This is a genomic window from Collinsella aerofaciens, from assembly GCF_028206795.1.
In the GTDB taxonomy this organism is placed as follows: Bacteria; Actinomycetota; Coriobacteriia; order Coriobacteriales; family Coriobacteriaceae; genus Collinsella; species Collinsella aerofaciens_AX.
Genome location: NZ_JAQLFJ010000003.1, coordinates 70,025 through 95,606, shown reverse-complemented (window position 1 = coordinate 95,606; position 25,582 = coordinate 70,025). Strand labels below are relative to the sequence as shown.

Sequence of the window (25,582 nt, the reverse complement as noted above, 5' to 3'; positions counted from 1 at the left end):
GTAGCGCTCGCGGGAGTCACGAGCAAACGCGTTACACCTGTGAGACGGCGGCGCGCAGGCTGGCAAAACGCCTATCGCGATGCTGTCTGCGCGAGGCGAGCGCGAGCGATGGCGGCCTGACCGTAGGCGATGCAGCCGTCGTTGACGGGCACAGTATGGGGGACCAAGACGGCAAGACCGGCGTCTTTGAGTTCGTGGGTAAGGAGCTGAAGCAAAAGCCGGTTCATGAACACACCGCCCGAGAGCGCGACGGTATCGAGGCCTTCGCGCGCGCAGATTTCGCGTGCGATTCGTGCCGAAGAGCGCACGATGGCGATATGGAAGTCGAGCGCGAGCCTGTCGGCCGGCGCGCCTGCCTCGATTCCATTCAGAAGAGCTTCGATGAGCGGTTGGGGGTCCAAGATGGGGGAGTCGTCGGCAGACGTGAATACGCCCGTATGATTGCCGTCGAGACGAACGGTCTTACCGTCGAGCGCGCGCCAGGCGGCGGCTTCGAGTTCTATGGCGGGTTCGCCTTCGTAGGTTGCCTTGTCGCAGATGCCCAGAATCGCTGCCGCGGCATCAAAGAGACGACCCATGCTGCTGGTACGCGGGCTGTTGATGCCGCGCTCGATCATGGTGGCTGTCACGCTGCGTGTTTGCTCGTCGAGGGTGCCCAATAGCCCCGCGGCACCCGGATGCTCGAGCAGGCCGAGCTCGCTCAGCAGGGCAAAGGCATTGCGCCGGGCATCGCGCACGGATGTGGCTCCGCCTGGCAGCGCCCAGGTGCGCAGGTGCGCGGCGCGTTCAAAATCGGCAAGGCCGGCGATAAGAAACTCACCGCCCCATATGGTGCCGTCGGTGCCGGCACCCGTACCATCGAAGGCAATACCGAGGACGCGTGCATCAGGCGCAATCCGGCCAGCGACAATCGCCTCTGCCATTACGCTCGCGATGTGCGCATGATGATGCTGGATTTCGATTAGCGGCAGACTGTGCTCCCGTGCCCGCTCACGCGCCCACTGGCTCGATAGATAGTTGGGATGCATGTCGCATGCCAGGGCGGCAGGCGTCAGGTCAAAGAGGTTTTCTAGACGTGCGCGGGCGGCGCTCCAGGCATCGAAGGTCGCGCCGTTTTCGACATCGCCGATATGCTGCGACACAAAACAGGCCACATGGCCGTCGGCGTCCTCGCGCGTGAGCGCGATCGTGGCTTTTTGCTGCGGCCCGCAGGCGAGCACGCAGGGTGCAGTGCCGTCGAGCGCCGGCAGCGACAACGGTTGCGGCGCATATCCGCGTGCGCGACGCACAGGCATGACGGTGCCGTCGACCACACGTACCACGGAGTCGTCGTAGCGTGAGAGAATCGCACGGTCGTTGCCAAGTAGCGCGTCGGCGATGCCGGCGGCAACAAGATGTTCCCATGCAAGGGCATCGTCGGTCTCGATAGGTTCCTCGCTCAGGTTTCCGCTGGTCATGACCAGCGCGTGCATGCCATGCGACGAGGCAGCTGCAAGCAGCAGATGCTGAAGCGGTGTATAGGGGAGCATGACGCCGAGATCGGGTAGATCGTGCGCGACGGATGGCGCGAGTGTAAGGCCGTCGGGGGAATCTCCCTCGCCAACAACACGGCGGCGCAGCAGCACAATGGGGCGGATGCTGCCGGCCAGCAAGTCGCGCTCGGCATCATCGACATGGCACAGGCGTTCAGTATCGGCAAGGCTGCGCACCATAACGGCAAGCGGCTTGTTGCTGCGGCGCTTGCGACGGCGCAGCTCGACCACCGCCTGCTCATTGGCGGCGTTGCAGGCCAGATGGAATCCGCCCAGCCCCTTGATGGCGACAATACCGCCGCTGGCCAGCAGCTCGACACAGCGGTCAATAATGGCATCGCTGGTTTCGCGCGTGCTGCCGACGGCCGGCATCGCCCCCGAGCCCTCGAGCTCCATGTCGCCCGCCGCCTCGCGCCAGGTAATATGTGGCCCGCAGTCAAAGCAGGCATCGGGCTGCGCATGAAAGCGCCGGTCAAGCGGGTCGCCATACTCTGCAGCGCACTCGGGGCACATAGGAAAGCAATCCATCGACGTGGCCGCTCGGTCATAAGGCAGCGACCGGATGATGGTAAAGCGCGGCCCGCAGTTGGTGCAGTTGGTAAAGGGGTAGTGATAGCGACGGTCGGCGGGGTCGAACAGTTCGCGCAGGCAGTCGTCACAGGTGGCGATATCGGGGGAGATGAGCGTCGTGTGCACGGTCTGATCCTGTGACGCTACAATACGAAAGACCTGCTCATCGTCGGCATCCCAAGCGTCGGGCTCCAGGTCTGCAACAGCGACATGCTCAACGCGGGCTGCGGCCGGCGCGTGCTCCGACAGCGCGGTGACAAATTCGTCGAGCGCCTCGCTCAAAGCATGCGCCTCGATGTGTACGCCATCGCCCGCGTTGAGCACCCAGCCGCAGATGCCATGCGCCATAGCCTCGCGATACACAAATGGCCGCATGCCAACGCCCTGCACAATGCCCGTCACATGAATATGCACATGCCGCATGTGGCTTCCCCTCGTCAAAACCGACCAAAAAGGGACAGGTTTATTTTGGTCGGTAAAACTTCTAAACCTGCCAAAACAAACCTGTCCCTTTTTGGCAGGTGCGCTGCGGGAAATCCCGCTACAGCCCCAGGCTCTGCTTGGTGGCGGCGCAGGTGAGCTCGCCGTGCTTAACGCCGCGCAGTCCCAGCAACCGGTCCGCTAGCTCATAGACGCGTTTGCCGCGACCCTTGAGCGCCAGAATCTCCAGGCAGTTGTGGTGGTCCAGATGCACGTGCATGGTCGAGACAATCTCGTCGGTGTAGTCGTGCTGCACCTCGTCCAGACGGCGCGTCAGATCGCCGGTATGGTGGTCATAGATCATGGTGAGCGAACCGATGACCTGCTCGTCGGGCGTGCGCATCTGCTCCTTGGCGATCGAGGCGCGAATCAGATCGCGTACGGCCTCGGATCGGTTAGCCACGTCACCGCGGCGCGCGATCTGCTCGTCAAAGCGGCGCAGCAGGTCGTCGGGCGCGGTGACCGAAAAGCGGACCAGCTCGGAGCTGGAGCCGCTGTAGCGGCAGCTTGCATCGTCGTCCGCACCGTGATTGTGCGCGTGCTCGTGCTCGGCCACGTTACACCAGTTTCACAGAGCCGACGGAGTTGTGGTCGGCCTCGATGGCCTCCTCGTAGCCCTCGAGCGCATCGTGCGCCTCGTGGAGTGCCGCCATGGCGGCCTCGAGCTTGGCGCCAATGCGCTCCATGTCAAAGTTCTCGGTCGCATGCAGCAGCTGATGGCTCCACTCGTGAGCGAGCTCAATGGTGTCGTCGACCTGCTTGACGCTCATGGCAAGCTGGCTCATGTTCATTCCGACGTCATGCATGGGGAGTCTCCTTTTGTACGGGGCGATATGGTGGTTCAGATTCTACTACGCCCGCCTTGAGCGCCGCCGCATAAGAAAACGGGTGCGAGTCCGTCTGACCCGCACCCGTTCACTGGGGGCTGTTTGTATCTACCATACTATCCGTGGTCGCATACCTTGCGTTTGGCACTCCGGCGAGCGGTGCGAAACCGCTCATGGACGGCAGATGGGTAACAAGCGTATTACAGATGTTTCTCCAGCAGTGCCTGAAGTCTTGCCTTGGGCAAGGCGCCGACCGAGCGGTCGACCTCCTCGCCGTTCTTAAAGACGATCAGCGTGGGGATGCTCATGACGCCAAACTTCATGGCCAGGTCCTGGTTGTCGTCGACGTTGCACTTGGCCACAGCCAACTTGCCGGCCAGCTCGTCGGCAACCTCGTCTACGATGGGCGAGAGCGAGCGGCAGGGGCCGCACCACGGGGCCCAAAAATCAACCAGTACGGGCAGGCTGTCGTTAACGATGGAATCGAAGTTCTCGGGGGTAATCTGCTTAATGTCAGCCATGGTGACCTCCATAATACGACGCGGCTCGGCCGCGTAAAACTCAGTACGACCGTGCTTATACCCAGCGGCCCGCAAAGCAACCACTCGCGGGCGGCTCTTTTATATAATGGTGGGCACGCAAACGATTGGAGAGCGCATGCCCACGTCACAAAGCCAGAAAAAAGAAGCCATCGCTCAGGCGACCGAGCAGGAGCTCGCGTCGCTTGCAGGTCGCGGTGTGCGTATCGCGGGCAACGCGTGCTCGCCGATTGTGCTGGTCAAAGGCGATTTGGATGAAGCCGAGTGCTCGGGCGGCGAGCTGGCTGCCGGCGCGGATGGCGCCGCGTTGCGCAAGGCGCTCGGCGCCATCGGATATGCCCCCGAGGATTTTTGCGTGCTGGCAAGCGTCGCCGGCGCGGGCGACGGAACGGTCGCGGCGGGCGAGGCCCTGACGTGCGACCTGTTCCGCGAGGCGCTGGAGACCTTGGATCCCGAGGCGGTGCTGCTGCTGGACAACAGTGCGGCCGATGTCATGCGCGAGACCTATGCCGATATGCTTGTGGCGATTGATGACTTTGACACCGCCATGCTCAAGCCCGGCCTGGTCGCCCATGTGCAGGGGCGCCGCGTGCTGGCGCTCGACGGTTTTGAGGCGGCGCTCACCGACAAGGCCGCAAAACAGCGCATGTGGGCCTACATTAAGCAGCTGACCCCGGCGGCTGCACCGCTGTAGCGAGGCTGGCGGCAGCCCCTACATTACGGCGCGCAGCTCAAACCGGTCGCCGTTAATGCGGAACTGGCAGTTGCCGTTCATGCGCTCGACGGCAAGTTTAATGCTCTTGGTTCCAAAACCGTGCCCAGTGTGCTGAGCCACGGGCATGCCGTCGACCATGTGCGGCGCACGGCCAAACGTGTTGGAAACCAGCAATAGAAGCTGACCGTCTTCGTAGCGAAGGTCCAGGTCGACAAACCGCTTGCCTTCGGGGGCGGCGCTCGCCGCGGCGATGGCATTGTCCAGGGCGTTCGATACCACACTGAATAGATCGACATCGCCCACGTGGACGGTTTCGGGCACGGCGGCGCGCAGGTCGGCGGTGATGCCGTGCGCGTTGATGTCCGCGGAAAGCGACGAGAGCGCAATGTTGACCGTTTCGTTGGCGCAGTAGCGGCGCACGGCGGTGCGGTCGTTGGTCTCGCAGAGCGCGTCGATGCGCTCGAGTGCCTCATCGGTGTGACCCTCTTCGATCAGGGCCGCTAGACCGCGCAGGTAGTGGCGCATGTCGTGACGGAGAACCGAGAGCTCGCGTCCGGACTGGCGCCAGGCTTCGAGCTCTTTGATGGCCGCGTTGTCGCGGGTCGCGAGCATCCAGCGCTCGCGCTCGGCGATTTCCTTTGCTTCGTATTCGCGAAGGTAGACGGCAAGAAACATAAGGTAGAAGGCGCAGAGGGCGAACGCCAAAAACTCAACAGTTACCACCGAGCCCGAGTGGAAGAGCGTGGTATAGACATTGGTGGCGTAGTCGAAGATGTAGTAGACGAGCGGCAGGATGAGCAGAATCTCCAGCTCGGTGGGGCTTTTGATCGCCAGGCGGGGGCCAATGTCGCTTGCCCAATGCAATAAGACGGCAAAGACGCCGAGCGTGGTGATGATGCGCGCCACGTAGTACGCGACCTGCGAATCGGTGGCGGCGAATGCGGCGATGCCCATCCAGTTGCTAAACTGGCAGCTCAGATAGGCACTGGTAACGCCCAAGATGGCGAGCAGCGGACTCAGGCGATAGCGTACGCACAGGTAGACGACAAGCGGCAGATGCACGACGAGCGGATAGGCCTGACGGGCGAAAAGCTCGCCGCCGACGGCATTGGCGAGGCCAAATGCGCATCCGGTTACGGCGCCGACCCCCACCAGTTCGAGCGAATGGCGGCCGTTGATCTCGACACCGCACAGAGCCGCCGAGGCAAAGACGCCAAAGAGCAATGTCGTCGCATGGTGGATTGCCCAAAGTACCAGTTCTGCCGAGGAAAGCATCAGCGTCTCCCGCCCTCGAACCGCACTGCAAAGTAGGCGTCTTGGAATCCCTGCTTGCAGCTGCGCGCGAGCGGTATGCACGCGCCCGAGCGCATGACGATTTCCGTGCGGTTAAAGTGGTCGATGTTGCGCAGATTGACCTGGTAACTGCGGTGGCACTTAAAGAAGGTCGCGTTTTGGGCCAGTCGGTCCTCGATGCTGCGGAACGGCTCGAGCGCCTCGATATCGCGGCCATCGCGCAGGTGGAAGACCACGTGCTTGTTGCGAGCCTCGGCATATTCGATATCGGATAGGCGCAGGGCATGGTAGCCAAAGGACGTCTTGATGACGAGCTCATCGGTCGCTGCCGGACGCAGGCTCGACAGCTCGTCGAGCAGTTGCGCCACGCGCTCGTAGGTTACGGGTTTGAGCAGGTAGTCGAAGGCGCGGACCTCGTAGGACTCAAGCGCGAACTCGGGCGATGAGGTGAGGAACACCAAGCGCACGGCGGTATCGGTTTGGCGCAGCTCGCGGGCGGTGTCCATGCCGTTGACGAGCGGCATGATCATGTCGAGCATGATGATGTCGGCGCGCGATGCGGCATGGCGTGCCAGCAGGTCCTCGCCGCGCGTAACGAGTGCAACATCGACCGCCGTACCCGTCTCGGTCGACCAGCGGTTGATCATGCGGTGCAGGTTATCTAGAAAGGCGACGTCGTCGTCGCAGGCGATGATTTTGAGCATATTGGGCCCCCTTAGTACCTCGATTTTGCCATATCGTGCACGCGCCACCCGCGGGGGTGCGTTCCATTTGCGCCCCACGGTACGCAACTCGCGCCGAGCGGCGGGGTGTCAGTTTTGGTGACCTCACAATACTCCATGGATACACATATCAATCGATGCCGGCGGTCGGACGGGGAATCAGACCGACCGCCGGCGCCAAGCGATAACGATCATCGCGAAAGCATAGGGGTAAGGGGAGCTGTGATGAGGGAGAAGAAGATGGGGATGCGCAGACTTGCTGCTTGTGCGCTGGCTGCAGCGTTAGCGCTCGGAGGCGCGGCGACAACGCTTGCTACGCCTACGGTGGCGGAGGCGTATCCGTACACCGCGACCAAACCTAAACACTTGAAAAGTGAGCTTTCGTATGGCGAAAGCGACGTAATCCAACTTTCCGGCGGCAAAGACTACTGGTTTGCCGGTACGGTCGATATCGACCACTATGAGGTCGAGGGCGGTACCAAGGAGAATCCGACTCGCCTGTATTTCACCAACAGCTCGTCTCTGGGCGGCCCGCTGACCGTCAAGCGTGACCTCACGTATTCGCAGCATCCCCTCTTTGTGCTTAAGGGCGGTTACGTCGAGTTCATCGGTGATTCGGGCGCCTCGACCGAGGTCCGCTGTGATGGAAAAACGTTTTTGAGCGATAGCAACGATTACGAAGCGCGTGGAGGTGTCGATAAGCCGAATACAGGCAAGAGCCTCAACCTTGTCGTGAAAAACCTCAAGCTTGTTTCAAGGACCGATAACGATGATACCGTTCGGGCAATCACGCTCTATGGAACCATGGGTGCGGGGGAGACGGCCAGCTTCACGAACGTGAATGTCAGCGGTTGGAAATGCTGCAAGAACAACGCATTCAAGGTTGACCAGGATAATGAAATCTACGAAGCCTCGCCGGCACCTGTGACTATCAGAGGCAGCCAGGTCGCGGTGGATGCAACGTTTGTCAACTGCACGTTTAAGAATAATAGTGATGACTGCGTCGGCGCCTTGAGCGTGGTCGGGCGAGCGAAGTCCCCCAAGGTCACGTTGAGCGGCTGCACGTTCGAAAACAACAGTCAGGGAATGATTGCATGCGACGAGATGAAGTTCGAGAGCGGCCATGTGCATGCGGGCAATATTGGCGTCAAAAATGCCAAAGTTACCCTGAATAACTGCAGCATTCGTTCGACGAGCGATACGTCATGGAATGGACCCTGCTCTTATATGTTCAAGGTGTGGGATATTCAATATCAGATGCACATGACGAGCGCCATTGCGGTGGCAAAGGATGCGTCGTGCACCATAAACGATACGGTTATCAATGATTCGTACGTGTTCCCCTCTGATTATTTCAACGGTCGCGACATAAGCGGTCAGGACGAGAAGCGCTGCACGGTTTACGCTCTCGGTTCTGTGACGCTCGCTGGCAACACGAAGGTCACCACGGTCAAGGCGAAGGGCATCGACGCATCCGATGCCGGTAGCTACGGCAAGGTTCACGTCGATAAGTCTTTTACGGGCGAAGCCGTCCTGTCTGTCGACGATACCAAGTTCGATCCCGAGTCCAATAAGCAGTACTACTACTATGAGTATGTGAACCTTGGCACGAGCGATCTTTCGCAGGAGGATCTTGCGAGCAGGCTCAAGTTTGCTAATGCCGACCTTGCATACGACGTTACCGATGGCAAGGTCAAGGTTATCCATCGCAAGCACGAGCACGAGTGGACCTATTCCGCCAACAAGGATGGGTACAGCATCGCGGCTACGTGCAACGGACAGTATGAGGCCTCACACTGTGTCTACTCCAGGGATGGCGAGAAGATCTCGCTGATGTCGTCCAAGAGCGGCGACCTGAGCTTTACCTACAACGGCAAGCCGCGCGATGCCGTGCTTGCTACGACTAAGCCGTCTCAAAAGGACAACGCTGTAGCCCAGGGCAAGGTAAAGATTGTGAGCGCGCGGTTCTATAGGGGCGTGGATGACAATAATCCCCAGGGCATCGAGATGGAAGGGTCGCAGCCGTGCGATGCGGGCACCTATCGCGTGGTGGCGACGGTCGCCGTCGAAGGGCAGAACGATGTTACGCTCGAGCGCGTGTTCAAGATCAAGCCTGCTTCGCTTGCGGAGAAGGACTCCAACCGCAAGGATCTTTGCAAGGTCGAAATCATCGGCTACGACAAGCTGAAGGATAACGTCAGGTTCAGTAACGGTGACGTGCTCAGCGACGTTCCGTCTTATAAGTGGACGGGAGAGGAGATAACGCCTCGCATTAAGGTGACGTATAAGCTTGGCGACGAATGGATTGAGCTTAAAGAGGGCGTCGATTTCGAGCGTTTCGCTTGGGGTGAATCGGTGTCCGAGAAAGATCTCGGTGCGTACCGGAGCCAGGCTTGGGGTCTGGGGAACTTCACATACGGCAAGTTTTTCTACTGGAGCATCTACGGCACGCAGTTCGAGAACGTTCAGGCCAAGGGCTTTGATGGCACCTATGACGGCAAGGCTCACTCGCCGTCGGTGACGGTCGACAACGCCCCCGAGGGCACGCAGATCGAATATAGCGTCGATGGCGGCTCGCTGTACGAAGACCGAATCCCCTCCTATACCAATGTCACGCGCGATGTCTACGGCAACGTATGCGCCGAGACGATTAAATATCGTATTACCGCACCCGACTACGTGCCGGTGGAGGGCGAGCTCGAGATAAAGATCACCCCCGCCGAACAGGCTGCCCCCAGGGACGTTAAGACGACGGCCGCGACCGGACATGCCTTGGCAGATGGCAGCATCGACGGGATTGATAACACCTACGAGTGGAAAGCCGAGGCCGCCGGCGACTATCAGCGGATTGCCGAAGGCGAGACGTCGGTTAAGGGCCTCGCCGCTGGCAAATACAGCGTTCGTCTTAAGGCCGACCGTAACCATAACGCCTCTGAGGCCCTGACAGTTGAGGTCAAGGACGGCCCCAAGAAGGCCGACGGTAGCGGTTGGAAGCACGACGACGCCGAGCACTGGAACACCTGCACCTGCGGCAAGGAGGACGTTGACCGCGCCCAGCACGACTTTGAGTGGGTCGTCGACCAGGACGCCACGGCCGATAAGCCCGGTTCCAAGCACGAGCGCTGCAAGACGTGCGGCTACGAGCGCGAGTCTATCGAGATTCCGGCTTTCGGTATTACCGGCTACTCGGGTATCTACGATGGCGAAAAGCACGGCGTGACGGTTAACGCCGAGACCGTCGCATCTATCCAGTATCGCGAGAAGGGCGTGAAGAAGTGGAGCGACGAGTCTCCGCTCATCTGCGATGCTGGCTCCAAGACCGTCGAGTTTAAGGCGACGCTCACGTCTGGCGACACCTGCGAGGGCGAGGTCGAGCTTAAGGTCGATCCCCGTCCGGTAACGGTGAAGCCCAAGGATGCTTCGAAGGTGTACGGTTATGACGATCCGGACTTTGAGCTCGAGGCCGTCGAGGGCTCGATCATCAAGGGCCACCCGCTCTCTTGGTTCAAGATTCGCCGTGAGGCCGGCGAGAACGTGGGCACCTATACGCTGACGATCGAGGAGAGCGAGGTCGGCGACAAGTGGGACAAGATCCAGAGGGCGAACTATGCTCCGACGCTCCAGACCGGCACGTTCGAGATCACCAAGCGCCAGATTGGTGTTGGCTGGACGGTCGGAACGTATACCTATGACGGCGAGCCTCAGGGCCCCAAGGTCACGGTCAGCAATGTTGCCGAGGGTGACGAGGGGAAGGTTTCCTATGAGGTCGAGAACGCGACGGGCATCGATGCCGGTGGCTATCTGGCAAAGGTGACGGGCCTCGCCGGTGACCCCGAGGTCATCAAGAATTATGCCCTTCCTACCGAAAACCTTGAGTATACCTACACGATTTATAAGGCCGAGCAGGAGAAGCCTCAGGGCCTGAAGGCTACCGCCGAAACCATCCGTGGCAAGTGCGACGGCAAGATTAAAGGCGCGCACGGCGGCGTCGCCTACCGCCTGTTCCGCACCGAAGCCGGGGACGCCGATGGCGAGACCATGGTTTCCGAAGACGGTAAGATTGAGAATCTTGCCGCTGGCGACTACCAGGTCTGGTATGCCGAGACTAAAAATTACATGCCGTCCGCGCCTGTGGAAGTGCATGTCGACAACGGTAAGTACTTATGGGTCACCCTTTCTAGTGAGAATGACGCCTACTCGATAGACTGGCATAGCCCGAACAGACTGCAGTGGCACGAAAGCGTGGAGTTCTCGGTAAAGATCTCCGATGGCTACTACGCGGGCGACGACTTTGTCGTCAAGGCGAACGGCGTTGTTCTCGAGAAGGGCGAGGATGGAAAGTTCGTCCTGAGCAATGTCGAGGAGAAGACCACCATCACCGTCGAGGGCGTGCGCAAGCACGAGGTCGTGAACGAGGAGTGGCTCTCCGACGACAGCACGCATTGGCATAAGTGCGCCTGTGGTGACAAGATCGACGAGGCCAAGCACGACTTTGAGTGGGTCGTCGTCAAGGCCCCCACGGCAACCGAGAAGGGCTCCAAGCAACAGCGGTGCAAGGTCTGCGGTCACAAGCTTGCCGAGGTCGAGATTCCGGCTGCCGCCATCGTTGGCTACTCCGACGAGTACGACGGTGCGTATCACACGGTCGATGCGACGAGACTACCCGAGGGCGCAACGGCTCAGTACAGCACCGACGGCAAGAATTGGTCCCCCGAGGCCCCCAAGATTAAGGACGTCGGCAAACTGACCGTCGCCTACCAGGTGACGATTGACGGTGCGACCGCCGAGGGCAAGGTTGAGCTCGAGGTCAAGCCGTGCGCGATTACGGTCACCGCCCAGGACGCTTCTAAGACCTACGGCGAGGCTGATCCCGTGTTTACGTGGGATGTCACTTCTGGCAAACTCGTCGCGGGCGAAACGCTTCAGGGCCTCGAGATCGAGCGCGAAAATAACGACAACGTGCGCGACGGCGGCTATGCTCTGCAGCTGACGCAGCCCGAGGGTGCAAACCCCAACTACAGCATCACGTTCGTCGATGGCGTGTTCACCATCAACCAGCGGCCGCTCACCGTGACGTGGGGCACCAGTGAGTTTGTCTACGACGGCGAGGAGCACTGCCCCGAGGCGACGCTCGGCAACGTCAACGGCAAGGATGACCTTGGCGCGACCGTCGTGGGCTCCCAGGTCGAGGCTGGCGATTCGTATCAGGCGACCCTCACAGCGCTGACGGGTAAGGCCGCGGGCAACTACGCGCTTCCGACTGAGGGTCTGACGTGTGGGTTCTCCATCAAGAACGCCGATCAGGACGCGCCGAAGGTTCAGGCCGAGGCCGAGGCCGTGAGTGGCAAACATGACGGTAAGATCGTGGGCGTCGACGCGACGATGGAGTGGCGCGCCAAGGATGCCGCCAAGTATCAGGCCGTGGGCGAGGGCGTGACCGAGCTCACGGATCTCGCCGCCGGCGTGTACGAGGTGCGCTACCAGGCTAAGGCCAACTACGATGCCTCCTCTGCTACCGAGATCACCGTGGCTGCCGGCCGCAAGCTGGTCGTGGCGTTGCCGAGCAATCAGGTGGGCTATGCGCTCACCTCGACGGCAACCGAGCTTGATTGGCATGGGACCGCAACGCTCACCATGAGCATCGACAGCGCGTACTTTGCGGGCAAGGGCTACGCCGTCAAGGTCGACGGTAAGGCCATCGAGCTCTCCGACAAGGGCACCTATGAGCTCAAGGATGTCGAGGGCGACGTGAATGTGACGGTCGAGGGTGTCCTCAAGCACGAGCCCGACGGCTCTGGCTGGGCGCACGACGCTCAGAATCACTGGCACGTCTGCCGCTGCGGCGAGATCATCGACAAGGCTGGGCACACCTTTAAGTGGGTCGTCGACAAGCCGGCGACGGTCGAGGCCAAGGGTGAGAAGCATCAGGAGTGCACCGTCTGCCGCGAGAAGGGCAAGACCGAGGAGATCGCGATTCTGAAGCCCGAGATCACCGACGGTAAGGGCCAGACGATGGTGGTCGAGGCCGCCAAGGACCTGAGCTTCCGCTCGAACGCGCCGCTCGTGTTCTTCCAGAAGGTGCTGGTTGACGATAAGGAGGTCGCTGCCGAGAACTACGTGCTCACCGAGGGCTCTACGATCGTGACGCTCAAGGCGAGCTTCCTGAATACGCTCGGCGTGGGCGAGCATAAGCTGAGCGTGGTTTCGAGCACGGGCACGGCAGAGACGACCTTCACCGTTGCCGAGGCTGCCAAGCCCGCTCCTGGCCAGACCACTACGACTACTACGACCACGACTACGACTTCCAAGCCTAAGAAGAAGGCTGGCAAGGAGACGTTGCCTGAGTCCGGCGACAGCACGTATGTCATGGCTGGTGTCGTACTCGCAGCCGGAGTGGCAGCTCTGCTGCTGGCGTGGACCATGAAGCGCCGCGCTTAACCGCGCGCCAGTTCCCAGCGGGTCCGGATTGAGCGATCCGGGCCCGCTTTTGGGGTCTGCCGGAAACCCGGTGCTCAAAAAAGGCCAAATATGAGTACTGTTACCAGTTTAGTGACAGCCACATGGCCTCAAAAATCGGTGCCAGCGGCCAAAAGTGCATCGATTTTCGTCCTTCAGAGTTGCAATCGGGCTCCATACAAAGCGATTTTGCTGCTCTGGACCGGAAAATCGCTGCTACCAATTTGGTGACAGTACTCATATTTGGCCTTTTTTGACCACCGCCCCTTGGTCCAGGACAAAACGGGCTGCTCGAATCATGGGGCGGGTCCATTTTTAACTATCCTCAGCTTGCCAGTTCGAAAATGGACCCGCCCCATGATTGAATCTTTATTTCAACTTTACACCTGGCTTTACAGCTGTCTTGTCAGCTGTAAAGCCAGGTGTCATACTAAAGCCCCAAGATTCGCCAAAAGAGAGGGGCCTTGATGGCACAGAGCGCGAACATGGATGCGTCGGAGCTTGCACGCGATATCGCGGCCGGCCTAGCATCGGCAACGACGGCAACGGAGCGCGCGGCATTGGTGCCCGCAGAGCTCGTCGAGGCCATTCGGCAACTTAAAACCCAACGCGACGCGGTGATCCTGGCGCACTATTACGTGGCGCCCGAGGTCCAGGCTGTGGCCGATTACGTCGGCGACAGCTTCTACCTGGCAAAGCTTGCCAAGAGCCTGCCGCAGCAGACCATCGTGCTGTGCGGCGTGGAGTTTATGGGCGAGAGCGCCAAGCTGCTCAATCCCACCAAAACGGTGCTGTTGCCCGAGCCAGGCGCGGACTGTCCCATGGCGCACATGGTCAAGCGCGAGACGGTCGATGCGGCGCGTGCCGAGTACGGCGACGACCTAGCTGTCGTCTGCTACGTCAACTCGACGGTTGAAATCAAGAGCTGGAGTGACGTGTGCGTTACCAGCTCTAACGCCGTCAAGATCGTCTCCGAGCTGCCACAGCAGCACATCTTGTTCATTCCCGACCAGAACCTGGGCCGCTTTGTGGCCGAGCAGGTGCCCCAAAAGCACGTCATCCTCAACAACGGCTACTGCCCGCGTCATCACATCATTACCGTCGAGCAGATCGTCGACGCGCAGGAGGCCCACCCCGACGCGCTCGTGCTGGCGCACCCCGAGTGCAAGGCCGACGTCCTGGCCGAGGCCGACTACATCGGCTCCACCGCCGGCATCATCAAATATGCCGAGGAGTCGGACGCCAGCGAGTTCATCATCGTGACGGTCCGTGGCGTGCTCTACGAACTCGAGCGCCGCTGCCAGGGCACCGGCAAGAAGTTCTACTTCCCTGCGGTGCAGCCCACCTGCGTCAACATGGATCTCATCACGCTCGAAAAGCTCGTGCACTGCCTGGAGACGGGCGAGGGCGAGGTGCAGATTGGCGTGTCGGACGAGGCCGCCGATCAGGCCAAGCTCACGCTCGACCGCATGCTCGAGTACGCGGCGCGCTAAGCCAATGTGACATGAGGGACCATTCCTTATGCCACATTACAAGGGAGAGGATTCCTGTGGAAACCAAACAATACCCCGATATGGAGTGTGACGTTGTCATTGCCGGTTGCGGCGTGGCAGGCCTGTATGCGGCTCTCAATCTGCCGACGAGCACGCGCGTGATCATGCTCTCCAAGGGCGCTGTCGACGAGTGCGACTCGATGCTCGCGCAGGGCGGCATCTGCGTACTGCCCGAGGGTTCTGACTACGATGCCTTCTTTGAGGACACCATGCACGCCGGCCATTACGAGAACCGCCGCGAGAGTGTTGACATCATGATTCGCTCGAGCCGTTCGGTCATCAACGACCTGCTGGCCATGGGCGTGGACTTTGAGCGCAAGGCCGACGGCAGCCTCGACTTTACCCGCGAGGGCGCACACAGCCGCCCGCGCATCGCCTTCCATGCCGATATTACGGGCAAGGAGATTACGACCAAGCTGCTCCAGGCTGTCCGCAAGCTGGACAACGTGCAGATTCTCGAACACGTTGCCATGACCGACATCCTGACCGCCGAGCGCGATGGCGCTACGGTGTGCGCCGGCGTCGTCGCCGTTCCCGTGGACGAGGATAACTCGGTTCGTCCCGCCGACGAGCTGGCAAATGCCGCTGAGGGCGTACATGCCGGCAAGCCGTTTAAGATCCATGCCCGCCATACGCTGTGGGCAACGGGTGGTATCGGTGGCGTGTACGACCATTCGACCAACTACCCGCAGCTCACCGGTGACGCCTGCTACATCGCGCAGGAGCACGGCATCACGATGGAGCACCTGGACTACGTGCAGATTCATCCCACGGGACTGTTCTCGCCGCAGCCGGGCCGCACCTTCCTGATCAGCGAGAGCTGCCGCGGCGAGGGCGCGATTTTGCTCAACGCCGCCGGCGAGCGTTTTACCGACGAGTTGCAGCCGCGCGATGTGGTCGCCGCCGCCATTCGCGAGCAGATGAAGCAGGACGGCACCGATAACGAGTGGCTGAGCTTTGCTCCCGTCGAGCGCGACGTGGTGACCGGGCACTTTGCCAATATCCGCGCGCGCTGCCTGGAGGACGGCCGCGACATCCTGGACGAGCCCATCCCCGTTACGCCCACGCAGCACTACTTTATGGGCGGCGTATGGGTCGACAAGGACGGCCGCACTTCGATGCCCGAACTCTACGCCGCCGGCGAGACGGCCTGCAATGGCGTGCACGGCAAGAACCGCCTGGCTTCTAACAGCCTGCTCGAGTCTCTGGTTTGGGGCCGCCGTGCCGCGTGGTACATGCGCACCGGCGAGTCGCTGGCCGTGGAGCAGGCCGGTGAGCCCGCGCTTGACGGGCGTCATCGCGCCCTGAGTGCCGATACCCTTGCAATCGATGATTTGGCCCGTGCCGCCGGCACGCAGGCCGTGGAGGAGTAGACCATGAATCCCATTACCATGAAGCTCGTCGTCGATGATCTGATTTTGCAGGCTCTGCGCGAGGACATCACGTTTGAGGACGTGAGTACGGCGAGCGTGTGTCCCACGGCGCGCCCCGCTACCGTTGAGCTCATCGCCAAGGCCGATGGCATTATCGCCGGCCTGGACGTATTCGTCCGCACCTTTGAGCTGCTGGATCCGCAGAGCTCCGTGTTGTTCGATGTCTCGGATGGCGACGAGGTGCACGCTGGCGACCACGTGGGCCAGGTGCGCGGCGACGCGCGCGTGCTGCTTTCGGGCGAGCGCGTGGCGCTCAACTACCTGCAGCGCATGAGCGGCATCGCTACTTACACGCATCGGATGGTGACTGCGCTCGAGGGCACCAAGACCGTGCTTGTCGACACGCGCAAGACCACGCCGGGCATGCGTGTCTTCGAGAAGGCCGCAGTCGAGATCGGCGGTGGCAGCAACCACCGCTATAACCTGTCGACGGCTGTCATGCTCAAGGACAACCACATCGACGCCGCCGGTGGCGTGGCACGCGCGATTGAGATGGCGCGCGCCCACGCATCGTTTACCACGACGGTCGAGATCGAGTGCGAGAACCTGGACATGGTGCGCGAGGCCGTGGAGGCCGGCGCCGACATCATCATGTTCGACAACATGACCCACGACGACATGGCTACTGCGATTGAGCTTATCGCCGGTCGTGCCAAGACCGAGTGCTCGGGCAACGTAGACGCCGACAACATTCGCGCCCTGGCCGGCCTGGGTGTTGACTATATTAGTTCGGGCGCTCTGACGCACTCTGCGCCGATCCTCGACCTCTCGCTTAAGCACCTGCGTCTACTGGACGGTAAATAATGGACGCCCGCGAGCGTCGCCGTTCCATCATGGCCGTGCTCGAGGAAGCCAAAGATCCTGTCTCGGGCAGTGCGCTTGCCCGCGAGGTGGGCGTGAGCCGTCAGGTTGTGGTGCAGGACATCGCCCTGCTGCGCGCCGACGGGCACGATATTGTCGCCACCAATCGCGGCTATGTGCTACAGGAGGCAGCGAGCAGCCCGGCTGTGCCCACGCGTCTGGTCAAGGTACGCCACGGCGTGGAGCAGGCGGGCGATGAGCTCACGAGCATCGTCGACGCGGGCGGCGCCGTGCTCAACGTGATCGTCAACCACCGCGTGTACGGTAAGATCACAGCCGACCTGGACATCCGCAATCGTCGCGATGTCGAGCGCTACCTACACGATATCGAGAGTGGCAAGAGCTTTCCGCTATTAACGGTGACGAGTGGCTATCACTTCCATCGCATTGCGGCAGATGACGAGCAAACTCTCGACGAGATCGAGGCCATGCTCAGGGAGAAGGGCTACCTTGCCGATTTAATGCCCTACGAGGATGATTTGTCCTAGCCCGATACTGTCTTTATAAGTTGCGGTGAAATAGTTCCTAAAATCGGCACCTAAGCAATGAATCGGGAACTATTCCACCGCAACTGCCAAGGTAGCCCTGTCCCCAATTAGCTGCCTATACAAACAAAAGGAGGCCTCCGCGGCGATGCGGAGGCCTCCTTTTTGTGCACGGTGTACTTTTGAGTGTGCAGGTGGGGGAGCTGTTACTCCTCGACGATCTCGGTGATCGCGCCGGCGGGGCAAGCGTCCTGGCAAGCGCCACAGGCGACGCAGGAATCCTCGTCAGCGACGGTAGCGACGTCCTGGAGCTCCAGAACGCCAGCGGGGCAGGAGTCGACGCAAACGCCACAAGCGATGCACTCGTCGGCATCAATTACGGGATGAGCCATGGTAGTTTCCTCTCTGTTGACCGACGCTACAGGCGATGCGCGCCGGTTTGATTCGGGCAAAAACATACCACGGGAGCGACCGTTTGCAATACCCTCTGACCGGCATCTTCATACCGTTCGCCGAGTATGCCACGGCTTACTAAAAAACATGCAGGTGAGGCCGTTGAGCTGCGCAAATGTTAGCTACAGGTGACTTGAAATATAGGGCGATTGAGCGTGCTTGCGGAAGCTACGTCCCAGAATTTACGCTCAGATTGGGTCGCGCTTCCCCCGGGTCGCTCCAAGGCTCCCTGCACGGCTTCAGGCACGCACCTCAGCCATCTCTACATAGATCTCAATAGATCTGCCGAGAACTCAAACAGTGCATCTACCTGCGCATTTGAGAACCTAAACTCTCAGAGATAAGAAATCTTATATGAATTGACTTAGATTTTGTATATTCCGGCCCATAAGGGGATACACTACATCCTGAAAGACAAGCCGAAGCGCCGCGCGACAGACCGTCGAGGCGGCGCGAACGCAAAAGAGAGAGGGAATTTCTAATGAGTAAGATTCTTGGTATCGACCTTGGTACTACTAACTCCGCAATGGCCGTTCTCGAGGGCGGTTCTCCGACCATTATCGTGAACGCCGAGGGCGACCGCACCACCCCGTCCGTCGTGGGCTTCCGTGCCGACGGCGACCGTGTCGTGGGTAAGGCCGCTAAGAACCAGGCTGTCACCAACCCCAAGAACACCGTGTTCTCCATCAAGCGCTTCATGGGCCGCAAGTACTCCGAGTGCACCTCCGAGATCAAGACCGTGCCGTATGAGGTCAAGGAGGGCCAGGGTGGCCGTGCCGTCGTCGATATCGAGGGCAAGGATTACACCGCCGAGCAGGTGAGCGCCATGACGCTCGCAAAGATGAAGGCCGACGCCGAGAAGTATCTGGGCGAGACCGTCACCGACGCCGTCATCACCGTCCCGGCCTACTTCAACGACGCCCAGCGTCAGGCCACCAAGGACGCCGGTAAGATCGCCGGCCTCAACGTCAAGCGTATCGTCAACGAGCCGACCGCTGCTGCTCTTGCCTATGGCCTGGACAAGCAGGGTACCGACCAGCGCATCCTGGTCTTCGACCTGGGCGGCGGCACCTTCGACGTCTCCATCCTTGACCTCGCTGACGGCGTGTTTGAGGTTCTGTCCACCTCGGGCGACAACCACCTGGGCGGCGACGACTGGGATCAGCGCGTCATCGACTGGATGGCCGATAAGTTCCAGCAGGAGAACGGTGTCGACCTGCGTCAGGACCCCATGGCCCTGCAGCGTCTGAAGGAGGCCGCCGAGAACGCCAAGAAGGAGCTCTCCGCCGCCCAGCAGTCCACCATCAACCTGCCGTTCATCACCATGAACCAGTCTGGCCCGCTGCACCTCAACTACACGCTGACCCGCGCCGAGTTCGAGAAGATCACCCGCGACCTGCTCGAGCGCTGCAAGCAGCCTGTCACCAACGCCCTGCGCGACGCTAAGCTCAAGCTCTCCGATCTGACCGAGGTCATCCTCGTCGGCGGCTCCACCCGTATGCCCGCCGTCCAGGATCTGGTCAAGACCATGACCGGCAAGCAGCCCAACATGTCCGTGAACCCCGACGAGGTCGTTGCCGACGGCGCTGCCGTCCAGGGCGGCGTGCTCACCGGCGACGTCGAGGGCATCCTGCTGCTCGACGTTACCCCGCTGTCGCTGGGCGTCGAGACCATGGGCGGCATCATGACCAAGATGATCGACCGCAACACCACGATCCCGACCTCCAAGACCGAGGTTTACTCCACCGCTGCCGACAACCAGACCAGCGTCGAGATCAACGTGCTCCAGGGCGAGCGCGAGCTTGCCCGCGACAACAAGTCGCTCGGTAAGTTCCAGCTGACCGGCATCCCGGCTGCCCGCCGCGGCGTGCCGCAGATCGAGGTCACCTTCGACATCGACGCCAACGGCATCGTCAAGGTCTCCGCTAAGGACAAGGGCACCGGCAAGGAGCAGCAGATCACCATTTCTGGCTCCACCGCTCTGTCCGACGACGAAGTCGATCGTATGGTCAAGGACGCCGAGGCTCATGCCGAGGAGGACAAGAAGCAGAAGGAAGAGGTCGAGGTCCGCAACCAGACCGACAGCCTGTGCTACTCCACCGAGCAGACCCTCAACGAGCTGGGCGACAAGGTTTCCGCCGACGTGAAGTCCAAGGCCGAGGCCGCTATCGCCGACGCCAAGAAGGCGCTCGAGGGCTCTGACGTCGAGGCCATCAAGGCCGCTGGCGAGTCCCTGCAGTCCGTGGCCTACGAGCTGGCTCAGGTTGTCTACGCCGACGCTCAGCAGCAGACCGACGGTGCCGCCGGTGCCCAGCCTGCCGACGATGACGTTGTCGACGCCGACTACGAGGTTGTGGACGACGAGGACAAGTAATCATGTCCGCCCGTAAAGCTCGCACGGAGGCGGCCGCCGCTGGCGCCGCCCCCGTTGACTCTGAGGAGAAGGACGTGAAGATTCCCGTAGAGGCCGTCGACGATACCGAGGCCAACGAGGCCGAGGCCGCCGAGGCTGCCGAGAACCAGGTAGAGGATTCCAACAAGGAGGCGACGATGACCGAGGACGAGATGGTGGAAGCCGCTATCCGCGCCGGTGAGGAAGCCGCCGACAACGACTTTAAGCTCAAGTTCGAGCAGGCCCAAAAGGAGCTTGCCGACGTGCGCAGCGAGCTCGATGCTGCGGCAGAGGCCCAGAAGGCCGCCGAGGACAAGGCAAAGGACGCCACCGAGCGTACCGCCCGTCTGCAGGCCGACTGGGAGAACTTCCGTCGCCGCACCGCTAGCGAGCGTATCGCCGAGCGCGAGCGCGCGACCGAGAAGCTCGTCACCGCGCTGTTGCCGGTGGTTGACGATATCGAGCGTGCAATCGACCATGCCCGTAGTCAGGAGCTTTCCGACGACTTTAAGCAGTTCGTCGATGGCGTTGACGCGGTGCATGCCAAGCTGCTCGATGTGTTTGCGCACGAGGGCGTTGAGCCCATCGATCCCAAGGGCGAGGCGTTCGATCCGCTCGAGCACCAGGCCGTGGGGCGTGTCGAGGACGCATCGCAGTACGACGAGACCGTCAACGACGTGTACCAGAAGGGCTACCGCATGGCGGACCGCATCCTGCGCTCCGCGATGGTGACGGTGACCTACGGTGGCGAGAAGCGCCCCGCACCGGAGCCCGAAGCGGCGCCCGAGGATGCTGCGGCCGATACGGCTGAGAGCACCGAGGAGTAATTGAGAAGGGCCCCGGGGCAACACCCGGGGCCCTTTCTGGCCTAGTGCCATATGAAAGCATGAGCCGCCGCCCGCTGGGCGGCGGATGAAACAGGAGAGGAGCTACGATGGCTGCAGGCAAAACCTTCTATGACATCCTGGGCGTATCCAAGAGCGCCTCCGACAAAGAGATCAAGAGCGCGTTTCGCAAGCTCGCGCAAAAATATCACCCCGATGCCGGCGGCGACGAGGCCAAGTTCAAGGAGATTAGCGAGGCCTACGAGACGCTTTCGGACGAGAAGAAGCGCAAAGAGTACGACCAGATGCTCATGTTTGGCGGCATGCCGGGCGCAGGCGGCGCGTATGGCGGCGGCTACGGTGCCGGCGCGGGCGCCAGCGGCTGGGGCGACATCTTCGACAGCATCTTTAGCGGCAACGGCGCCTGGGGCAGCGATTGGGGCTCGGGCTTTGCCGGGGCCGCGGGCGCTGCCGGTGCGGGCGCGGGCCGCAACCGCGCGCGCAAGGGCGGCGACCTGTCGCTGACTGTCGACGTAACTGCCGAGGACGCGTTTCGCGGCGTGACGCACAAGGTCACCTATCGCATTCCCTCGACAGGCGAGCAGCAGACCATTACGGTCTCGGTGCCCGCGGGCGCGGTCGACGGCGGCAAATTGCGTTACAAGCGCCGCGGCGAGTACGGCGTTGCCGGAGGCGAGCGCGGCGACCTGGTCGTGACCACGCATGTGGAGGAGCATCCGCTGTTTAAGCGCAAGGGTGCCGATGTGACCATGGAGGTGCCGGTCTCGGTCTACGAGGCGGCGCTCGGCTGCACGGTGGATGTGCCCACGCCCGGCGGCGCGACGGTTCGTCTGAAGGTGCCCGCTGGCACCCAGACGGGCAAGAAGTTCCGCTTTAAAGAGATGGGCGCGCCCGACGTTAAGCACCGTGGTCGTACGGGCGCGCTGCTCGTCGAGATCAAGGTGCAGGTCCCCACGAGCCTGTCCGACGATGAGCGCGATGCCATGACCAAGCTGCGCGAGGCCGACACGCGCGATTATCGCGAGAAGGTCAACCGTTACAAGGCGACGTACTAGGGCGGTCGCGGCGCACGCCCACGCCCGCGGGCTTATGATGGACGATAACGAGACGGAAAGGGGTCAGGTAGCATGGCCGAGGACAATAGGAACAAACCGCTGTACATGATCAGCGTGGCGGCCGAGCTGACCGGCATGCACCCGCAGACTCTGCGCGTCTACGAGTCCAAGGGCCTGGTGAATCCTCAGCGCTCGGGCGGTAACACGCGCCTGTATTCGCGTGCCGATATCGAGCGTCTGGAACTCATCAACCAACTGACCGACGAGGGCATCAACCTTGCCGGCGTGGTGCGCATCCTCGATATGAAGGAGCGTGCCGAGGAGCGCGACCGCGAGAACGAAAAGCTCCGCGCCCGCGTGCGCCAGCTCGAGGACGAGCTGCACGAGTACAAGATGCAGAAGAAGATCACCGCCCTGGCCCCGCGCGACGGCTCGGTCAACCCCGAACAGGTCATGCGCAAGCTGCTGGGTGCCGGCGGGGATCTCTAGGTTACGCCGTTCTGCCGAACGGCGTAACGGCTCGACGCTGCGCGACGTCCAGAGCGACAATTTGTCATTCAAAAGGCAAGGCATGACCAGAAGGTCTATGCCTTGCCTTTTTCATGCCAACTTGTTCGCTCTGGACGTCGCTCGCTGTCCGTCCTCTACCTGCGGCGTTGCCTTGCTCCGGATACGGTGGTCATTGGGGACGTTCTTAAATGACTAGTCGAAAGGGACACTCTTGCACCAAATCTGCCTGCCCACATCGGGCCCGTCCCATGCTTTACCGAGATAAAGTGAACGTGTAGATTCGCAACCTACTCGCAACCGTTCTATGGCACGATATTGAACGAATGTATGCTATGCGCCCGAGCCTTTCGGGCAGAGTGGGAGACAGTATGGTCAAGCTGTACGAGGACGGCATCTACCTGCGCGGTGGCAGTGAGGTTGTGCCTGCGGCCGAGGCCGCTGAGCGCGGCATTACACAGGCGCCCGAGGATGCCAAGCGCGGCACCATCGCGTATTCGATCCTTCAGGCACACAATACGTCCGGTGACCCCGAGGCGCTCAAGATTCGCTTCGATGCCATGGCGAGCCACGACATCACCTTTGTCGGCATCATCCAGACGGCGCGCGCCTCGGGCATGGAGCAGTTCCCGCTGCCTTACGTGCTCACCAACTGCCACAACTCGCTGTGCGCCGTGGGCGGCACCATCAACGAGGACGATCACGTCTTTGGCCTCTCGGCTGCCAAGAAGTACGGCGGCATCTTCGTCCCGCCGCACATCGCCGTCATCCACTCCTTCATGCGTGAGAACTTCGCCGGCTGCGGCAAGATGATCCTGGGCTCCGACTCGCACACCCGCTACGGCGCCCTGGGCACCATGGCCGTGGGCGAGGGCGGCGGCGAGCTGGCAAAGCAACTGCTGCGCGACACTTACGACGTTGCCTATCCCGGCGTAGTCGCCATCTACCTCACGGGCGCCCCGCGCCCCGGCGTTGGCCCGCACGATGTGGCACTTGCCATCATCCGTGCCGTCTTTGCCAAGGGCTACGTCAAGAATAAGGTCATGGAGTTTGTGGGCCCGGGCATCGCGAGCATGACGACCGATTACCGCAACGGCGTCGACGTCATGACCACCGAGACCACCTGCCTGTCGAGCATCTGGGCCACCGACGAGGACACGCACGCATTCCTGACCATGCACGGTCGCGGCGACGACTACCGCGAGCTCAAGCCCGCCGATGTCGCCTACTACGACGGTTGCGTCGAGGTCGACCTGTCGAGCATCAAGCCCATGATCGCACTGCCGTTCCATCCTTCCAACGGCTTTGAGATCGACGAGCTCAACGAGAACCTCGAGGACATCCTGCACGAGGTGGAGCTCGAGGCCGCCAAGATCGGCGAGGGCAAGACGCACTTTAGCCTGCTCGGCAAGATCGTCGACGGCAAGCTGCACGTGCAGCAGGGCGTTATCGCCGGCTGCTCGGGCGGCAACTATGACTCCGTGGTCCAGGCTGCCCGCGTGCTCAAGGGCGCCAATACCGGCTGCGGCGAGTTCTCGCTGTCGGTCTATCCCACGAGCCAGCCCGTGGCGCTCGAACTTACACGCCGCGGCTACATCTACGACCTCATGGAGGCCGGCGCAATCGTGCGCACGGCATTCTGCGGCCCGTGCTTCGGCGCCGGCGACACGCCCGCCAACAACGGCCTTTCGATCCGTCACACCACGCGCAACTTCCCCAACCGCGAGGGTTCCAAGCCGGGTAATGGCCAGCTGAGCGCCGTGGCCCTGATGGACGCCCGCTCCATTGCGGCAACGGCTGCCAACGGCGGCGTCCTGACGCCGGCGACCGACCTGCCCGAGGACACTTGGGACGAGGCCTGCGAGTACACCTTTGACGACGCGCCGTACAAGAAGCGCGTGTACTGGGGCTTTGGCAAGGCGGAGCCTGCCGACGAGCTGGTCGAAGGCCCCAACATCAAGCCGTGGCCCGCGATGGAGCCGCTCGGCGACGACATCCTGCTCAAGGTTTGCTCCAAGATCATGGACCCGGTCACCACGACCGACGAGCTCATTCCCTCGGGCGAGACGAGCTCCTTCCGCTCCAACCCGCTGGGCCTGGCTGAGTTTACGCTGAGCCGCCGCGACCCGGCCTACGTGGGTCGCTCCAAGGAGGTCGACGCTGTGGAGAAGCGTCGCGTTGCCGGCGAGTCCGCGGGCGACCTGGCGGCGTTCGATGCCGAGCTTGCCGGTGTGTTTGAGGCGCTGGCCGGCGCGGGTGTCGCGGCCGATGCCAAGGCGACCGAGTTCGGTTCCATGATTTACGCCAAGAAGCCTGGCGACGGCAGCGCCCGCGAGCAGGCCGCGAGCTGCCAGCGCGTAATTGGCGGCCTGGCCAACATCGTCCACGAGTACGCCACCAAGCGCTATCGCTCCAACGTGATGAACTGGGGCATGGTGCCCTTCCAGATGGAGGCCGAGCCCAACTTTGAGGTGGGCGATTACGTCTTTGTGCCGGGTATCCGTGCCGCGCTCGATGGCGACCTGAAGGACATCGCCGCCTACGTGGTGCGCGCCGATGGTGCGGTCGAGCAGATTGAGCTCTACATTGCCGATATGACGGCAGAGGAGCGTGCCATCGTCAAGGCCGGCTGCCTGATCAACTACAACAAGTTCAAGGCCGCTGCCGAGTAGCGCACTTAATTGTCCGCCCGGGGCTTACCCTTTCCCGCCCGCTCACGCGCTTCACGAGGGCCGCGTTCGGGAAAGGGTAAGCCCCGGGCTACATTTCTGCGTTCTCGTTGGGTCTTGAGGGACGCTAATAAATAGACTTGCTTGATGCCGCCTCTGTTATCGGGGCGGCTTCTTTTTGTTGAAAACCACCAC

18 protein-coding genes are annotated in these 25,582 nt (G+C 61.6%); 11 read left to right on the top strand and 7 right to left on the bottom strand.

Annotation, left to right across the window (positions count from 1 at the left end; all coding sequences use genetic code 11):
* Positions 1 to 71: 71 nt before the first annotated feature.
* From hypF to trxA, 4 genes are all read right to left on the bottom strand, one after another.
* Entirely contained in the window at positions 72 to 2,525 is a 2,454-nt protein-coding gene (gene hypF / locus PMX70_RS02730) for a carbamoyltransferase HypF (protein ID WP_271742803.1), read from the bottom strand.
* A 118-nt stretch (positions 2,526 to 2,643) separates the two neighbouring features.
* On the bottom strand, positions 2,644 to 3,138 hold the full coding sequence (nikR, locus tag PMX70_RS02725) for a nickel-responsive transcriptional regulator NikR (RefSeq protein WP_117757710.1): 495 nt from the start codon (positions 3,136 to 3,138) through the stop codon (positions 2,644 to 2,646).
* A 1-nt stretch (position 3,139) separates the two neighbouring features.
* On the bottom strand, positions 3,140 to 3,388 hold the full coding sequence (locus tag PMX70_RS02720) for a hypothetical protein (RefSeq protein WP_006235225.1): 249 nt from the start codon (positions 3,386 to 3,388) through the stop codon (positions 3,140 to 3,142).
* A gap of 221 nt (positions 3,389 to 3,609) precedes the next feature.
* Entirely contained in the window at positions 3,610 to 3,930 is a 321-nt protein-coding gene (gene trxA, locus PMX70_RS02715; RefSeq protein ID WP_117776407.1) for a thioredoxin, read from the bottom strand.
* A 136-nt stretch (positions 3,931 to 4,066) separates the two neighbouring features.
* On the opposite strand from trxA, the gene PMX70_RS02710 reads away from it, so the two are divergent.
* The gene (locus PMX70_RS02710; RefSeq protein ID WP_271742802.1) at positions 4,067 to 4,642 is read left to right on the top strand and encodes a hypothetical protein; all 576 of its coding nucleotides are present in this window, start codon (positions 4,067 to 4,069) and stop codon (positions 4,640 to 4,642) included.
* A gap of 18 nt (positions 4,643 to 4,660) precedes the next feature.
* On the opposite strand, the gene PMX70_RS02705 is transcribed toward PMX70_RS02710, so the two are convergent.
* Together PMX70_RS02705 and PMX70_RS02700 are read right to left on the bottom strand one after the other, a co-directional pair.
* The gene (locus PMX70_RS02705) at positions 4,661 to 5,938 is read right to left on the bottom strand and encodes a sensor histidine kinase (RefSeq protein WP_271742800.1); all 1,278 of its coding nucleotides are present in this window, start codon (positions 5,936 to 5,938) and stop codon (positions 4,661 to 4,663) included.
* Complete coding sequence (locus PMX70_RS02700; RefSeq protein WP_271742799.1) at positions 5,938 to 6,660, bottom strand: LytR/AlgR family response regulator transcription factor; 723 nt, start codon at positions 6,658 to 6,660, stop codon at positions 5,938 to 5,940. Before PMX70_RS02700 ends, PMX70_RS02705 begins: the two co-directional genes overlap by 1 nt.
* A 243-nt stretch (positions 6,661 to 6,903) precedes the next feature.
* On the opposite strand from PMX70_RS02700, the gene PMX70_RS02695 reads away from it, so the two are divergent.
* The 5 genes from PMX70_RS02695 (at position 6,904) to PMX70_RS02675 (ending at position 17,469) form a co-directional block, all read left to right on the top strand.
* Positions 6,904 to 13,116: an MBG domain-containing protein gene (locus PMX70_RS02695; protein ID WP_271742797.1), complete on the top strand. Its 6,213-nt coding sequence runs from the start codon at positions 6,904 to 6,906 to the stop codon at positions 13,114 to 13,116.
* Positions 13,117 to 13,601: 485 nt separating this feature from the next.
* Positions 13,602 to 14,627, top strand: a complete 1,026-nt coding sequence (gene nadA / locus PMX70_RS02690; protein ID WP_117735377.1) for a quinolinate synthase NadA — start codon at positions 13,602 to 13,604, stop codon at positions 14,625 to 14,627.
* Positions 14,628 to 14,683: 56 nt separating this feature from the next.
* Complete coding sequence (locus PMX70_RS02685) at positions 14,684 to 16,060, top strand: L-aspartate oxidase (RefSeq protein ID WP_271742796.1); 1,377 nt, start codon at positions 14,684 to 14,686, stop codon at positions 16,058 to 16,060.
* A 3-nt stretch (positions 16,061 to 16,063) separates the two neighbouring features.
* Complete coding sequence (nadC, locus tag PMX70_RS02680; protein ID WP_271742794.1) at positions 16,064 to 16,924, top strand: carboxylating nicotinate-nucleotide diphosphorylase; 861 nt, start codon at positions 16,064 to 16,066, stop codon at positions 16,922 to 16,924.
* On the top strand, positions 16,924 to 17,469 hold the full coding sequence (locus PMX70_RS02675) for a transcription repressor NadR (protein ID WP_271742793.1): 546 nt from the start codon (positions 16,924 to 16,926) through the stop codon (positions 17,467 to 17,469). Before nadC ends, PMX70_RS02675 begins: the two co-directional genes overlap by 1 nt.
* Positions 17,470 to 17,672: 203 nt before the next feature.
* Here the strand turns inward: PMX70_RS02675 and PMX70_RS02670 are convergent, their stop codons facing one another.
* Positions 17,673 to 17,924, bottom strand: coding sequence for an indolepyruvate ferredoxin oxidoreductase subunit alpha (locus tag PMX70_RS02670; RefSeq protein WP_158564522.1), 252 nt, complete (start codon positions 17,922 to 17,924; stop codon positions 17,673 to 17,675).
* A 476-nt stretch (positions 17,925 to 18,400) separates the two neighbouring features.
* Here PMX70_RS02670 and dnaK point away from each other — a divergent pair, with 476 nt between their 5' ends.
* From dnaK to PMX70_RS02645, 5 genes are all read left to right on the top strand, one after another.
* Complete coding sequence (gene dnaK / locus PMX70_RS02665; RefSeq protein WP_117564548.1) at positions 18,401 to 20,293, top strand: molecular chaperone DnaK; 1,893 nt, start codon at positions 18,401 to 18,403, stop codon at positions 20,291 to 20,293.
* Between the two features lie 2 nt (positions 20,294 to 20,295).
* The gene (locus tag PMX70_RS02660) at positions 20,296 to 21,138 is read left to right on the top strand and encodes a nucleotide exchange factor GrpE (protein WP_117583638.1); all 843 of its coding nucleotides are present in this window, start codon (positions 20,296 to 20,298) and stop codon (positions 21,136 to 21,138) included.
* A 107-nt stretch (positions 21,139 to 21,245) separates the two neighbouring features.
* Positions 21,246 to 22,211 (top strand): DnaJ C-terminal domain-containing protein, encoded by a 966-nt coding sequence (locus PMX70_RS02655; protein WP_271742792.1) that lies wholly within the window; start codon positions 21,246 to 21,248, stop codon positions 22,209 to 22,211.
* A gap of 72 nt (positions 22,212 to 22,283) precedes the next feature.
* Entirely contained in the window at positions 22,284 to 22,700 is a 417-nt protein-coding gene (locus PMX70_RS02650) for a heat shock protein transcriptional repressor HspR (RefSeq protein WP_117655932.1), read from the top strand.
* 389 nt (positions 22,701 to 23,089) lie between these two features.
* Positions 23,090 to 25,390: a hydratase gene (locus tag PMX70_RS02645; protein ID WP_271742791.1), complete on the top strand. Its 2,301-nt coding sequence runs from the start codon at positions 23,090 to 23,092 to the stop codon at positions 25,388 to 25,390.
* The last annotated feature ends 192 nt before the right edge of the window (positions 25,391 to 25,582 follow it).